The following is a 13318-nucleotide window of genomic DNA, read 5'->3' as shown; positions in this document are numbered from 1 at the left end:
CAGGGCAAACCGCGTGCTTTATCGCGCACGCGCGGGCACCATCAAATGCATGGATCGCCCCATTGATCAGCCCGAATCTCCGTTTGAAATCCTGCGCCGCCTGGAGAACATCGCACGGGTGGGGACCATTGCCGAAGTGCGCACCGGCCGACCCGCGCGCTGCCGCATCCGCTGCGGCAACATCACGACCAACTGGATTCCCTGGGTAACGGGCCGCGCGGCCGGTGAAGCCGGTAGCGTGTGGTGGCCGCCCAAGGTGGGCGAGCAGTGCCTGATGCTCGCGCCGGGCGGCGACCTCATGAACGCCGTGGTGCTGCCCGGTGCCTACAGCGACGCAAACCCCCAGGTCAGCGAAAACCCCGAACTGTTCCGCATGGAGTTCGGCGGTGCTGGCTACATGGAACACGACGCCACGTCCGGCGAATTCACGCTGGCAGCAATCACAAGCATTCTTTTGCGCGTGATGGAGTCGTCTATCCAGATCACGCCCGATGCCATCGTGATGAAAGCCGGGGGCGCGACCGCAACGCTCAACGGCGAAGGCCTCAAGGTCACGCCCGATGTACTGGCGCAAGACATCAGCCTGGTGAACCACCTGCACCCCGGCGTGAAGCGCGGCGGCGAAGAAACGGACCCACCCGTATGAACCGCACCACCGGCCAATCCATCACCGGCCTGGACCACCTGCGCCAGTCCCTGGGCGACATTCTGACGACGCCCATTGGCTCGCGCGTCATGCGGCGCGAGTACGGCTCGCTGGTGCCCGAGCTGATCGACCACCCCGACAACCTGCCCACCCAGGTGCGCGTCTATGCGGCAGTGGCCAGCGCCTTGATGCGTTGGGAGCCACGTTTCCGGCTGTCGCGCATCGAATCCTTGCGCGAGGCCAACCGCCCCGGCGCCGTGCTGTTTCGCCTGCACGGCACCTACGACCAGCGCGGCCGTGTTGGCCCGCTGTCTCTGAACGTATCCGTAACGGGCCGCGCCCCATGAACACCCTCGACCTGTCCGCACTGCCCCGCCCTGCCGTGGTCGAAACCCTCGACTACGAAACCGTGCTTGCCGAGCTGCGCGCCGACCTGCTGCGCCTGTACCCCGATGCAGCCCAGGTGATCGACCTTGAAAGCGAACCCCTCGCCAAGCTGCTACAAGTGGCCGCCTACCGCGAGCTGCTGATCCGCGCCCGCATCAACGATGCCGCCCGCGCCGTCATGCTGGGTTGGGCCGTGGGCACCGACCTGGACAACCTGGCCGCCCGCTATGACCTGGCGCGCCTGCCCGGTGAAGACGACGAACGTCTGCAATCGCGTGTGCTGATGGGCTATCACGCCCTGTCGGCCGCTGGCAGTCCAACAAGCTGGCGCCTGCGCGCGCTGTCCGTATCGGTGGACGTGCGCCAGGTGGACGTTTGGTCCGACCGCCCCGGCCGCGTCAAAGTCTCCCTGCTGGCCCGCGTGGCCGCCCGTGTTGAAGACGTGGACGCCCAGCAGCAGGCCATCGGCCGCGCACTGTTTGGCGAACACCCCGAGGCGGGCGCTAATTCGATGTGCTGGCGGGTGGCAGTGCCAGGCGACGCCATCGTGGGCCAGACCGAAGCCGCGCTGCTGGCCGAAGACGTGCGCCCCCTGACGGTGGATGTAGACGTGACAGCCGCCCGCGTGCTGCCGCTGGCCGTGGCCGCGACCCTGGTGCACCCGCCTGGCCCCGATGGCGCCGTGCTGGCCGCAGCTGCCGCCCAGCGCGTGCGCCAGCTGGGACTGCGCGCAGCGTTCCGCGTGGACGTGACACGCGCCGCCCTGTTGGCCGCCCTCATGGGCGAAGGCATCCGCGACGCGGTGCTGGCCACGCCCGCCGCCGACATTGCAGCTGGTGCCGGTGAAGTGCCCGTCATCACGTCCATCACCGTTACACCACAGGCGCGCCATGACTGACCGCCACCACCTGCTGCCGCCCAACGCCACGCCCCTGGAGCGCGCGGCATCGTCGGCAATGGGACCGTGGACCGTGGGCGACTCTGCGCTTTCGACGTTGCAAGATCCCGCGCGCATCCCCGCGCACCTGCTGCCGCACATGGGCCTGGCCGAAGACGTGCCCGTGTGGCCCCAGGGCGAGGCCGAGCGCCGCGCCGTGATCGCGGCCAGCCCGCGCTTGCATGCCCTCATCGGCACCCCGCGCGGCCTGCGCAAACTGGCCCGCCTGGCCGGTGCCCGCATCGAGCGCCTGGAAATGCCGCCCGCCAAAACCTTCCTGGGCTTCTGGGATGGAGAGAGCCGCGCCAAATGGCTGGCCGCCCACCCAGAAATGCGGATCTACAGCCAGCGTGAGCGCGCGGCCTGCGAGGGCCTGATGCTGGGCCACGGCTACGTGGGCACGGGCGCAGAGCCACCAGCGCGAACCGCCGCCATGGCCCGCAGCGCTGTGCGCGCAGAAATCCGCTACCCCACCGGCCAGGTGTTGCCACTCACAACCCACGGCTGGAGCGCCATGGACCAAGAGCACACCGCCACGGTGGACCTGGCCCGCCGCGCTGTGGCCCGTGGCCAGCACCTGGGCCAGCCGCTGCAGGGCGTGGCCAGCCGCGCCGATGCGTCCAACCGCTACTGGCGTGTGCAGAACGTGAACTACCGCGAGCGCCTGCAGCTGCTCACGCTCAAGCAAATGGCGCCGTCCATGGCGCCCCTGTCCCCCGATGCCGAGCCCGTGGCCGAGCGCGCACCGCGCCCGCATGTGCTGTGCGCGGGCCTGCCCCTCGCGGGCTTCACCGTACGCAGCGACAGCGCCCGGCGCATGTATGCCCGCATCCGGCTGCACGACCCGGCCGTGGCCAACGTGCCCAAGCACGGCCCCTCCTACCTGGGCTTCACCCGCCTTTCCAGCCCGCCATTCATCGCGTTGGCCCATGTGCGCATGCCAGAGCAGCGCCAGCCCTTCGCCATGGCGGGCAGCGCTATGAATACCGCGCTGTCGGCCGGGGGTGCCCGCGAGCGCATGGCCCCGGTGCTCGACGCCATGGACTGGGCGCGGGCCGCACACGACAAGGTGCTGGTGCGCACGCGGCTGCATGCCACCGCGCGCGCCAGCCGTATTTACAAAGCCGGTGCCGTGCTGGCCGGTCAAACCATCAACAGGAGCTAACCCCCATGGAACTAAGCGTCATCTATCGCGACCGCCAAGAGCTGCAGGCCGCCGACCTCAACAACACCCAGGCCTGGGGCGACGAAGCCCGCCGCCACATCGTCAGCGACGCCATCACCAGCGAGCGCCAGTTTGTGGGCCTGACCGTGTCCGGCCGCAGTGCCACCGAGCTGGAAGTGGCCGTGGGCCGCCTGTATGACGGCCCCACGGGCAAGGTGTACGCGCTGGACGTTGCACAGGTGCAATCCGTGTTCGCCATGCTCCCTTTGCAGGATCAAAAGTGGGTGGCCGTCAGCGTGTTTGGCCAGGAAGAAGACACCAGCATTGAGCCGCGCGACTTCCTGATCGACCTGCAGACCCGCGAGGTGGAACCCCAGGCCGTGGCCATGCAGCGCCGCCGCGTTGCCACCGTGCACATTGCCCAGGGCCTGGAGTCCCCCACACCTGAGCGCCCCGAGCCGCCCACCGGGTACACGCTGATCGCGCACGTTCGCCTGTCGCCCACCGGCGTGCAAGAGGTGGTGCTGGCCGAAGGCCGCCGCCTGCCCAACCTGCAGCGCGTGGATGCCCGCTTGCGCACGGCAGAGGGCTGGATTCTTGCGGCCGAGCCGCGCATCGCTCACATCATGAGCGACATCGCGGGCCTGGCTTCGGACCTGTCCACCCGCGCCAGCCTTGAACACGTGGCCCAGCTGGGCGTGGACATGGCCAAGCTAAAGGAGCGGATGGAAATCCCCGACGACTACAAGTTCTACGGCGGGGACCACTTCCTCGACACGGGCGAGAGCGAAACCACCCACGCGGCATACAGCGCCGACGCATTCGAGGGCATCCGGCCGCCCATCGCTGCGCAGCAGACCGGCACCCTGTCGCTGCTCAACCCCATGGACCCCGAGGCCCGCACCAGCGCGGCGGGGCTGATGCTGCCCGCATTCGATGAAGTCACCCGCCTGCGCATGGAAACCCGCGCGGGCGAGCTGGCCATCAATCAATACCAGTACCAGACCCTCAACGCGGTGCAAAAGACCCTGAGCCGCGAGCGCGTGCGCACGGGTGAAACGCTCACCTACTGCACCAACAGCGCATTCTGGAAATCCGGTGTTTACGACCCGGTAACCGGCATCCTGCGCCGGGGGGATGAAGTGTGGACGGTGGACCCGGCCGACCAAGCGCGGGCCAACATCGACCACCAGTTCCTGCGCGTCACGCGCATGTGGGTGGACCGCTGGGAAGAACCCTATTGGGACATGGTGACCACAAACTACGTGGTGCAGGGCTCCGTGCTCGCGCAAACCGTGCTGATGGCGCAAACGGGCTGGCTCACCAGCGTGGAAATCTTTGTGACCAGCGCCGACGCGGCCGGGGGCCTCACCGTGCTGGTGACCGAGGCCGCCCTGGGCCAGCCCGATATGGAAAAGGTGCTTTCCCGCGCCACCCTGGCGCCGGGTTCCGTCACGGCTGGCTGGCTCAAGGTGGCCTTGCCCGACCCGCTGCTGGTGGAAGCGGGCAAGCGCTATGCGGTGGCACTGGTGACCGGCGCGGGCCACCGCGTGGGCTTCACCGAGGGCACGGAATACACCCAGGGCATTCTGATGTACACCCAAGACGGGGCCTACTTCACCCAGGCGGCAGAGCGCGACCTGATGCTGCGCCTGAACTTCGCCCGGTTCGTTTCGCCCCGCGCGGTGGTGCAGATGCAGCCGCTGCAGCTGGCGGGCGGTGTGCAAGAGCTGGACTTGCTCTATGACAGCGCCGTGCCGGCCGGTTGCCGCCTGGTGTGGGAATACCAGACGGGCGGCCTGTGGCGCCCCGTCACGCCCGACACCCCGCCCGCCTTCGGTGGGGCGGCCCTGGTGCCGCTGCGCGCGGTGTTCATCGGCACCCAGGACCTGATGCCCGCAGTTCGCCCTGGCAATGCCCAGGTCACGGTGCGCCGCCGTGGCACGGCCTTTGTGCACGTCAGCACCGACCGCCTGTTGGGCACCCCATCGCAGAACATCCGGGTGCGGCTGCTGCTCGAAGACTTCAGCGCCGCCGCTGGTCATACGGTGGACTGCCGCCTGATCGTGGGCGCCGCCACCGTGCCCGCCACCTCGTTCCGCGATGAAGTTGTGGACGGCCGCAGCCTGTGGCGCGAGTTCCGGTTTGCCCTGGGCGCCAATACCGGCGCGTACCGCATCCGCATCGACGGCGCGGGCGTGACGGGCGCAAACCCCTGGCACGTGGCCGAGCGCTACGACCTGGCGCTGTAAGCGGGGCCGACATGCCAAAACGATTCGAGGCATATCGGATGCGCGACGGCCAAACGCCGTTGTCCGAGGACTTCTTCAATGGCGTCTTTGGTGATATCGATACGCGCATTGCCGATCTGGAAGAACGCCGGGCCGACATGCAGGGCGTGGTCGATGAACTGACCCGGTTTGGCCTGGCCCGCATCGACACGCTGGTGGGGCCGTCCATGGCCGAAGTGAACGCCATGCTTATGCAGCTGCGCCAGCGTCGCGACGAACTGGAAGCAGCCATTGGCAACGTGGGCGACCTGGCCACGCAAACGCAAATGGATTCGGCAATTGGCGATGCCATGGACGCCGAAGCCCAGGCACGAAACGAGGCCATCACCCTGGCCGTGCAGGCCGAAGCCACGGCGCGAGCTGCGGAAGTCACGGCCGAGGCCGCAGCCCGCGCCGCCGCAATCGCGCTGGCCACCGCCAGGCCCAGCGCGTCCACCGTCACCTATGACGGGAACGGCCGGGTGTCGGGCATCACAGAGACATTGCCGCAGGGCGTGCGCTCCACCGTGCTGACCTACACCGCAGCCGGACGGGTCAACACCGTGGCCGAAACGCTGGAAGGTAAGACCCGCACCACCACCTACGCCTATGACGGCGCGGGCCGAGTGAGCGGCTATGCGGTGGTGGAGGTGCCCAATGTCTGACGCACTCATGGCTCCAACCTATGGGGAAGTTTCCGAGCTGCGCCGCCAGTTCCGCCAGCTCTACAGCGGCGGCGTGACGATGGACTATCTGTTTGCGGCCGTGGCCCCCACCGGGGCCCAGCTGGAAGCCTGGCTGGCGACCGATGCCAACCTGGCGGCCTACCAGAGGTTGATTTCCACGGCGGTGGGCGCCAGCGCTGTGTGTTCAAGCGCGGCCGTTGTGGCGGCAGTGGTGGGCAGTGCCACGGCACTGGCCTGCCTGCGCGACAGCGACACCGGCCGCGCCGCCCTGCTCAATTCAAAAACCGCCATGACTGCGGTACTGGCCAATGCAACAGCAGCCGGTGCCTTGCTAGCCAGCAGCGCCGCGCGTGGCGCGCTCTACGACCACGAAACCGCCTGGGGCCTGCTGGTGGCATCTGCAAACGGGCGCAACGCTATCTCCGCGCTGGCAGTAGAGCACACCAACGGAGCAACAGCATTGGTCATGCCGCCAGGCGTAGCAGTCGCCACCCGCGTGGTGTTGGTACAGCAAAAGATTTCCGCTGCTGGCCCGACATCACACGCGGGTGCGGGCGCTGATACCTACTCCACCACGAGCACAGCCTACGTTGACAGGTACGTGCGAGTTGCGGGCGTGGGGCACAGGACAACGTCAGCTGCAGGCGCCTCGCAAATCCGTTACCTGATCGTTTAGCAAAGCGACCGCACCCCATGAAAACCCAACTCATCATCATTGACGGCGCCATCATCGGCACCACCACCCCGGACGATCCCAACGGCTACCACCTGGTGGACGCGCCCGAGGGCTTCGACGGAGACCTGGCGGCCGTGGAATACGACGCCCAGGCAGGCGTGGCGCGGCTGGTGCTGGCGGGTGTGCAGGCCCGCCGCATTGCCGCCATCAAGGCCGAGGCCGCAGCGCACCTGGCCAGCACCGACTGGAAGCTGGAGCGTGCGAGAGAACGCGAGAAAGCGGGCTGGGCGCAGCTGGCGGACGTGGCCACCGTGCTGGCCGAGCGCGAGGCCGTGCGCCGCAGCAGCGACGCGGCCGAAGCGGACGTGCTCGCCCTCACCGATGCGGCGGCCGTGCGGGCCTTCACCTGGGCGCCTGACGCGGTTCAGGTGCCTGCGCCGCGCCTGCTCACGCACGAACAGTTCATTCAGCGGTTCACCCCGGCAGAGTGGGAAGCCATGACGGCAGCGGCCCGCGCCAATGCCGCCATGGATGCCTGGATGCGCCGCTTCACCCTGGCCACGTTCGTGAATCTCGATGACCCGGCCACGGCCGCAGGTGTGCAAGCGCTGGAGCTGGCGGGCATCTTGGCCAACGGCCGCGCCGCCGAAATCCTGACCGCCCCCCTTCAACCCGAGGAAACCGCATGAACGCCGCCACCCTTGCTTTGTCTGTCGCCGCCGCTGTCGCCCTGTGGTGCCTGGTGCCCTCGCTGTGGGTGCTGGTGCTGCCAGGTGTGCCAGCAGCTCACCGCCGCGCCGCTGCGCTGTCGTTCCTGCGCGCATCGGTGCGCGGCCTGGCCATGCTGCCCGTTGACCTGCTGGCGCCCGTGGTGGTGCCGGTCGCCCTGCTGGGCACCAAGCGCGAGGCCAAGACCCTGCCGAGGTGGGCGCGCTGGTGGGACAACGATGTATCCATCAACGGCGACGGCTGGGCCGTGCTGCGTGGCACCGCATGGGTGCGCATCAACCACATGCGCGACCTGCAGTCCGGTGATGGGCGTGTGTATTCCTACGACGACGCCGACTACCCCGGCGACGCCTACTACGCCAAGGGCCACCACCCGACCAGCTTCTATGCCCGTTGGGTGTGGCTGGGCCTGCGCAACCGTGCATCGGCCCTGGCCATCCAGTTGGGCCACCCCGCAGACAACTGCAAGCCCGTGGACGTGTGGGGCGACCCGGCCACCGGGCGCGGACATGCGGGCTGGGTGCTGCGCCACCACAACGGCGCCTATCAGCTGCACGCCACGCGCCAGGCTGGTCCGCTGTGCCTGCGCACCAACTACGGCCACAAGGTGGACTTCACCACCTGGGGCCGCCCCGTGCTGCCGGTGGTGTGCATCGCCATCAGCGCTTTGTCATGGAAGGGGCAGGACGCCCCGACCAGCACCACCTGACCCCACCCCTTTTTTTTGCATCACTCACAGGAGAACCCATGGCTGCACCAGCAAACTATCACCACGGCGTGCGCACCCTCGAAATCAACGAAGGCCAGCGCGCGATTCGCATCATTTCCACGGCCGTACTGGGCCTGATCGTGACGGCCAGCGACGCCGACGCGACCGCGTTCCCCCTCAACACCCCGGTGCTGGTCACCAAGGTGGACGCCGCCATTGCCAAGGCCGGCACGCTGGGCACCCTGCGGGGAGCCCTGACGGCTATCCGCGACCAAGCCCGCCCCATCACCGTGGTGGTGCGCGTGGCCGATGGCGAGGGCGCCGACGCTGCCGCCAAGCTGACCGACCAGAACGGCAAAGTCATCGGCACTGCCGTGGGATCGCAGTACACCGGCATGCAGGCCCTGTTGACCGCAAAGGCCAAGCTGGGCGTGCAACCCCGCATCCTGGGCGCGCCGGACCTGGACACCCAGGCAGTGACCACCGCCCTGGTGGCCGTTGCGCAAAAGCTGCGCGCGTTCGTCTATGCCGAGGGCTACGGTGAAGACGTGTCCGAGGTGATGGACTACCGCCAGAACTTCGAGGGCCGCGAGCTGATGCTGATCTGGCCCCGCGTGAAGGTGGCCACGCCTGGCACCGGCGTTGTGGTGGACGCCTCGCCAGTGGCCTATGCCATGGGCATGCGCGCCAAGATCGACGCCGAGCAGGGCTGGCACAAGACGCTATCCAACGTGCCGATGAATGGCGTGCTGGGCATCAGCAAGGATGTGTTCTGGGACTTGCAGAACCCCGACACCGACGCGGGCCTGCTCAACGGCGCGGGCATCACGACGCTGATCCGCAATCAGGGGTTCCGCTTCTGGGGATCTCGCACCTGCAGCACCGACGAACTGTTCGCTTTCGAGAGCGCCACGCGCACCGCGCAAATCCTGGCCGACACCATGGCCGAGGGCCACTTCTGGGCGGTGGACAAGCCGATGCACCCCAGCCTGGTGAAAGACATTCTGGAAGGCATCAACGCCAAGTTCCGCGAGCTGAAAACCCTGGGCTACGTCCTGGGCGCCAGCGCCTGGTACGACGAAGAAATCAACGAAGCGGCCACCCTCAAGAACGGCAAGCTCACGTTGGACTACGACTACACCCCCGTGCCGCCGCTCGAAGACCTCACCTTCCAGCAACGCATCACCGACCGCTACTTTGCCGACTTCGCCCTGCGCGTGGGCACCGGCGAATAAGGCCTCACCACCCCGACCGATTGACAACAGGAGAACACCATGGGATTGCCCCGCAAGATCAAAAACTTTGCCACCTTTGTGGATGGCGTCAGCTACGCGGGCGAAATGCCCGAAGTGACCCTGCCCAAGCTCGCCCGCAAGATGGACGATTACCGCAGCGGGGGCATGAACGCACCCGTGAAAGCCGACTTCGGCATGGAAGGCATGGAAGCCGAGCTGACCGCAGCGGGCTACATGAGCGACCTGTTCAAGAGCTGGGGCACGCTGCGCCACGATGGCGTGATGCTGCGCTTTTCGGGCGCGCTGCAGGCGGATGACGGCGAAAACGTGGACGCGCTCGAAATCGTGATGCGCGGCAGGTTCTCTGAAATCGACCCCGGTAGCGCCAAGGCGGGCGAAGCCACGGCCATCAAGTACAAGGCCGCGCTGAGCTACTACAAGCTGACCATTAACGGCGAAACGCTGATCGAGATTGACGCCGTGAACATGGTCGAAATGGTCAACGGCGTTGACCGCCTGGCCGAAGTGCGCGCCGCCCTGGGCATCTGACCGCCAGCACCACCGCAGCGGCCCCGAGCGGGCCGCGCCCATTCACCTTCTCCCTGTCTTTTGAGTTCACACCATGACTACTTCCAACACCACCGCCGCAACCCTGGCCACTGCCGTTGCAGAAACTGCTGCCGCATACACCGCGATTGCCGGGGGCATCGCCGCTCCCGCTACCCCCGTGGGCATCGCGTTGGATACGCCCATCCAGCGCACCGGCCAGACCATCACGCACGTTCAGGTGCGCAAGCCCAACGCAGGCGCCCTGCGCGGCCTGTCGCTGGTGGAGGTGCTGCAGATGAACGTGACGGCCTTGCAGGCGTTGCTGCCCCGTGTGACCGAGCCGCCCCTGCTGCGGCAAGAGGTGGACGCCATGGACCCCGCCGACCTGGTGGCGCTAGGTTCGGAGGTGGTCGGTTTTTTGGTGCCGAAGGCGCAGCGGGAGAGCTTCCAAACCGCGTAGAGAACGCCATGGCAGACCTGGCCCTGGTGTTTCACTGGCGGCCCGCCGACATGGACCCCATGAGCTTGGCCGAGCTGATGGACTGGCGGGAACGGGCGCGCGAGCGCTACGAGAGCCAGGAATGACCCCCACCCCCTGCGCCATTGGATGTGCAAGAATGACCCATGCTTTCCGCCCTGCTGAAATACACGCTGCTTACAGCCGTGGTCCTGTCGGGCCTGTGGCTGCTGTTCCTGCCCGTGTACGTCTGGATACTGCACCGCGACGCGATGCTGGCACCCCAGCGTGCGGCCGAACTGGCCGAGATCGACGCGCTGCTGGCAGAAACCGCCCCCACCCGCTGACCCTTCGCGCCCCGCGCGCCCGTGGGGTGCGCCATGGCTGACCAGTTGCGCCTGCGCGTTGTGTTGGACATGGCCGAGCGCGTGCTGGCGCCCATGAAGCGCATCAGCGGAGCCAGCGGCGAAACCGCCCGCGCCCTCAAGGCCGCCCGCGACAGACTCAAGGAACTGAACGACCAACAAGGGGCCGTGGGCAACGTGCAAAAGCACGCGGCCGAGCTGGCCCGGTTGAACAACGCCCTCAAGATGAAACAGGCCCTGCTCGATGGCATGCGGGCCAGCGGCACGGCCACGGCCGCGCAGATCAAGCGCGAGGAAAGCGGGGTGCGCAAACTGGCCGAGGCCCTGGAAGTGCAGAAGTCCGCCGCCGTCAAGGCCCGCGCCGCACTCAACGCCATGGGCGTTACCGGCAACCTGAGCGCGGCGCAGGCCCGCCTCAAAACCGATATTGATGGCGCCACGGCCGCCATGGGAAAGCAGCGTGTGGAGCTGCAGCGCCTGGCCGCCCAGCAGCGGCACCTGCAAGAGCTGCGCGACAAGCACGCCAAGGCCATGCTGCACACCGGCATGGCGGCCGGTGCGGGCGTGGCCATGCAAGCAGCTGGGCGCCGGGGGGTACAGATTGGCATGGGGCCGGTAGCCAACTACTCCAAGCACGAAGACGCCATGCTGGGCATTGCCCGCCAGGTGCCCGGCGCCCGCAATGAAATGGGCCAGCTGACCGAGGTGTACCGCCAGGCGGAGCGCGACGTGCGCGCGTTGAGCGGGCAGATTCCGCTGACCACCACCGAAATCACCAACATGATGACGGCATCGGCCCGCATGGAGGTGCCCACCGACAAGCTCAAGGAATTCACCCTGATGGCTTCGGAGATGGCCACCGCCTTTGACGCGGTGCCCGATGAAATCACCGAGCGCATGGGCAAGGTGGCGAAGACGTTCAACATTCCGTTGACCGAGATTCGGGGCCTGGCCGATTCCATCAACTTCCTTGACGACAACGCCATCAGCAAGGGCGCAGACATCATCGACTTTATGACCCGCGTGTCTGGTGTGGCCGCACTGGCCAAGATGGACCCACGGGACTATGCGGCGCTGGGCTCCACCCTGCTGACGCTGGGCGAGCGCACCGAAACGGCGGGCACGGCTACAAACTCCATCGTCCAGACTCTGGCCGCCGCAACCAAGGGGACCAAGGGTTTCCGCAGCGCCATGGCCGAGCTGGGCCTATCCACCGACGAGGTGGAAAAGGGCATGACGAAAGACGCGATGGGCACTATCAAGATGGTGCTGGAAGCTATCAACGCGCTGCCCGAAGAAAAGCGCCTGGGTGTCATGGTGGAGCTGGTGGGCAAGGAGCACTCCGACACCCTGGCCAAGCTGGCGGCCAACCCAAAGGAACTGGCACGCCAGCGCGCGCTGGCCAACGGGTCGCAGGCCCAGGGCTCCATGGCCCGTGAGGCCGCCGCGCGCAATGCCGCGCTGTCTGCACAGTGGCAGATGACGAAGAACCGGGCGTTCAACCTGAGCGCTACCGTGGGCGAGGCGCTGGCGCCTGCTCTGCTCAAGCTGCTCAAGGTGGTAAATCCGCTGATCGAGCGCTTCATGCGCTTTGTGCAAAACCACTCCACCCTGGTGGGCTGGGTGCTGGGCGCAGTCGTGGCTTTCTCTGCACTCACTGCCGGGCTGGGGTTCCTGCTGGTGCCGCTGGCGCTGATCGCGGGCAAGGTGATGCTGTTGCGCTTTGTCTTTGCGCGCCTCGGGCTGGTGACCGCCGGGCCGCTGGCAAGCGGGCTGCGCATCGCTGGCCAGGCTGCCATGGTGTTCGTGCGCGGCGGCCTGCTGGCCATGCTGGCGGCTGGTGGCCCAGTGATCGCCGTGGTGGCTGCAATCGCCGCTGCGGCCCTGCTGATCTACAAGTATTGGGGTCCTATCAAGGCCTTCTTGGGCGGGGTGTGGGACGGCCTGGCCATTGGGCTGGAACCAGTGCTTTCGCAGATGGCGCCCCTGCTGGAGTTCGGCAGCACGTTGGTGGGCTGGCTGGGCCAGGCATGGCAGTGGTTCACCGCACTGATCGGCCCCATCCAGTCCACTCAGCAAGAGCTTGCCGGGTTTGCCAGTGCTGGCCAGCTGGTGGGCGAAGTGCTGGGCGGCATCGTGGCCAAGATCATCCAAGTGGCCCAGCATTTGCCCATGATCGGTTTACTGGCTCGCATGTTCTCTGGGCCGCAACAAGGCGCCCAGGGCGGTGCAGCAGGCTTGGGTTTGGCGGCCGGGCTACCCGCCATGCCAGCGGTTGCTGGACCGGGTGCTCTGCGGTTTGCAGAGGATCTGCCACCGCTGAAACTGCCGCAACGGGGCGGGGGCGCAAGTTCCACCACCAACAACATCACCGTAAATCCGGCGCCGGGCATGGATGAAAAAGCCGTGGCCCGCGCAGTGACGTTTGAACTGGACCGCCGCGAGCGCGCCAAAAGCTCGCGCGTGTTTTCGCAATACAGCGACATTGATTGACAGGAGAACCCCGC

The 13318-nt window shown here is 67.2% G+C and carries 15 protein-coding genes; all 15 read left to right on the top strand.

What is annotated here, in order from left to right; all coding sequences use genetic code 11:
• Positions 1 to 49: 49 nt before the first annotated feature.
• Complete coding sequence (locus tag ASE39_RS06415; protein WP_057270593.1) at positions 50 to 646, top strand: phage baseplate assembly protein V; 597 nt, start codon at positions 50 to 52, stop codon at positions 644 to 646.
• Positions 643 to 993: a GPW/gp25 family protein gene (locus ASE39_RS06410; protein ID WP_057270592.1), complete on the top strand. Its 351-nt coding sequence runs from the start codon at positions 643 to 645 to the stop codon at positions 991 to 993. Before ASE39_RS06415 ends, ASE39_RS06410 begins: the two co-directional genes overlap by 4 nt.
• A complete protein-coding gene (locus tag ASE39_RS06405; RefSeq protein ID WP_057270591.1) occupies positions 990 to 1931 on the top strand; it encodes a baseplate J/gp47 family protein in 942 nt (313 codons plus the stop codon). Before ASE39_RS06410 ends, ASE39_RS06405 begins: the two co-directional genes overlap by 4 nt.
• Positions 1924 to 3135 (top strand): phage tail protein, encoded by a 1212-nt coding sequence (locus ASE39_RS06400; protein ID WP_057270590.1) that lies wholly within the window; start codon positions 1924 to 1926, stop codon positions 3133 to 3135. The genes ASE39_RS06405 and ASE39_RS06400 overlap by 8 nt, the downstream gene beginning before the upstream one ends.
• Before the next feature lie 5 nt (positions 3136 to 3140).
• Positions 3141 to 5387 carry a hypothetical protein gene (locus ASE39_RS06395; protein ID WP_057270589.1) on the top strand — a complete coding sequence of 749 codons (2247 nt, stop codon included), beginning with the start codon at positions 3141 to 3143 and terminating at the stop codon, positions 5385 to 5387.
• Between the two features lie 38 nt (positions 5388 to 5425).
• A complete protein-coding gene (locus ASE39_RS06390; protein WP_057270588.1) occupies positions 5426 to 6070 on the top strand; it encodes a hypothetical protein in 645 nt (214 codons plus the stop codon).
• Positions 6063 to 6767, top strand: a complete 705-nt coding sequence (locus ASE39_RS06385) for a hypothetical protein (protein WP_082615347.1) — start codon at positions 6063 to 6065, stop codon at positions 6765 to 6767. Before ASE39_RS06390 ends, ASE39_RS06385 begins: the two co-directional genes overlap by 8 nt.
• A 17-nt stretch (positions 6768 to 6784) precedes the next feature.
• Entirely contained in the window at positions 6785 to 7456 is a 672-nt protein-coding gene (locus ASE39_RS06380) for a hypothetical protein (protein WP_057270586.1), read from the top strand.
• Positions 7453 to 8205, top strand: coding sequence for a hypothetical protein (locus ASE39_RS06375; RefSeq protein WP_057270585.1), 753 nt, complete (start codon positions 7453 to 7455; stop codon positions 8203 to 8205). Before ASE39_RS06380 ends, ASE39_RS06375 begins: the two co-directional genes overlap by 4 nt.
• Positions 8206 to 8243: 38 nt before the next feature.
• Positions 8244 to 9440, top strand: coding sequence for a phage tail sheath protein (locus tag ASE39_RS06370; RefSeq protein ID WP_057270584.1), 1197 nt, complete (start codon positions 8244 to 8246; stop codon positions 9438 to 9440).
• Between the two features lie 39 nt (positions 9441 to 9479).
• A complete protein-coding gene (locus ASE39_RS06365) occupies positions 9480 to 9989 on the top strand; it encodes a phage major tail tube protein (protein ID WP_057270583.1) in 510 nt (169 codons plus the stop codon).
• A gap of 157 nt (positions 9990 to 10146) precedes the next feature.
• Positions 10147 to 10449 (top strand): phage tail assembly protein, encoded by a 303-nt coding sequence (locus ASE39_RS06360; protein WP_199864248.1) that lies wholly within the window; start codon positions 10147 to 10149, stop codon positions 10447 to 10449.
• Between the two features lie 8 nt (positions 10450 to 10457).
• On the top strand, positions 10458 to 10574 hold the full coding sequence (locus ASE39_RS25680; RefSeq protein WP_082615345.1) for a GpE family phage tail protein: 117 nt from the start codon (positions 10458 to 10460) through the stop codon (positions 10572 to 10574).
• 39 nt (positions 10575 to 10613) lie between these two features.
• A complete protein-coding gene (locus ASE39_RS06355; protein WP_057270582.1) occupies positions 10614 to 10793 on the top strand; it encodes a hypothetical protein in 180 nt (59 codons plus the stop codon).
• A 33-nt stretch (positions 10794 to 10826) separates the two neighbouring features.
• Positions 10827 to 13304 (top strand): phage tail tape measure protein, encoded by a 2478-nt coding sequence (locus ASE39_RS06350; RefSeq protein WP_057270581.1) that lies wholly within the window; start codon positions 10827 to 10829, stop codon positions 13302 to 13304.
• Positions 13305 to 13318 lie beyond the last annotated feature (14 nt).

It is taken from the genome of Acidovorax sp. Root267 (assembly GCF_001429215.1).
In the GTDB taxonomy this organism is placed as follows: Bacteria; Pseudomonadota; Gammaproteobacteria; order Burkholderiales; family Burkholderiaceae_C; genus Acidovorax; species Acidovorax radicis.
The sequence above is the reverse complement of the archived record's forward strand: the minus strand, read 5'-3'. Positions and strand labels throughout refer to the sequence as shown.

Coding starts and splice junctions, on each gene's coding strand:
- ASE39_RS06415 (WP_057270593.1), top strand. CDS start 50: ATGGATCGCCCCATTGATCAGCCCGAATCTCCGTTTGAAATCCTGCGC.
- ASE39_RS06410 (WP_057270592.1), top strand. CDS start 643: ATGAACCGCACCACCGGCCAATCCATCACCGGCCTGGACCACCTGCGC.
- ASE39_RS06405 (WP_057270591.1), top strand. CDS start 990: ATGAACACCCTCGACCTGTCCGCACTGCCCCGCCCTGCCGTGGTCGAA.
- ASE39_RS06400 (WP_057270590.1), top strand. CDS start 1,924: ATGACTGACCGCCACCACCTGCTGCCGCCCAACGCCACGCCCCTGGAG.
- ASE39_RS06395 (WP_057270589.1), top strand. CDS start 3,141: ATGGAACTAAGCGTCATCTATCGCGACCGCCAAGAGCTGCAGGCCGCC.
- ASE39_RS06390 (WP_057270588.1), top strand. CDS start 5,426: ATGCGCGACGGCCAAACGCCGTTGTCCGAGGACTTCTTCAATGGCGTC.
- ASE39_RS06385 (WP_082615347.1), top strand. CDS start 6,063: ATGTCTGACGCACTCATGGCTCCAACCTATGGGGAAGTTTCCGAGCTG.
- ASE39_RS06380 (WP_057270586.1), top strand. CDS start 6,785: ATGAAAACCCAACTCATCATCATTGACGGCGCCATCATCGGCACCACC.
- ASE39_RS06375 (WP_057270585.1), top strand. CDS start 7,453: ATGAACGCCGCCACCCTTGCTTTGTCTGTCGCCGCCGCTGTCGCCCTG.
- ASE39_RS06370 (WP_057270584.1), top strand. CDS start 8,244: ATGGCTGCACCAGCAAACTATCACCACGGCGTGCGCACCCTCGAAATC.
- ASE39_RS06365 (WP_057270583.1), top strand. CDS start 9,480: ATGGGATTGCCCCGCAAGATCAAAAACTTTGCCACCTTTGTGGATGGC.
- ASE39_RS25680 (WP_082615345.1), top strand. CDS start 10,458: ATGGCAGACCTGGCCCTGGTGTTTCACTGGCGGCCCGCCGACATGGAC.
- ASE39_RS06355 (WP_057270582.1), top strand. CDS start 10,614: ATGCTTTCCGCCCTGCTGAAATACACGCTGCTTACAGCCGTGGTCCTG.
- ASE39_RS06350 (WP_057270581.1), top strand. CDS start 10,827: ATGGCTGACCAGTTGCGCCTGCGCGTTGTGTTGGACATGGCCGAGCGC.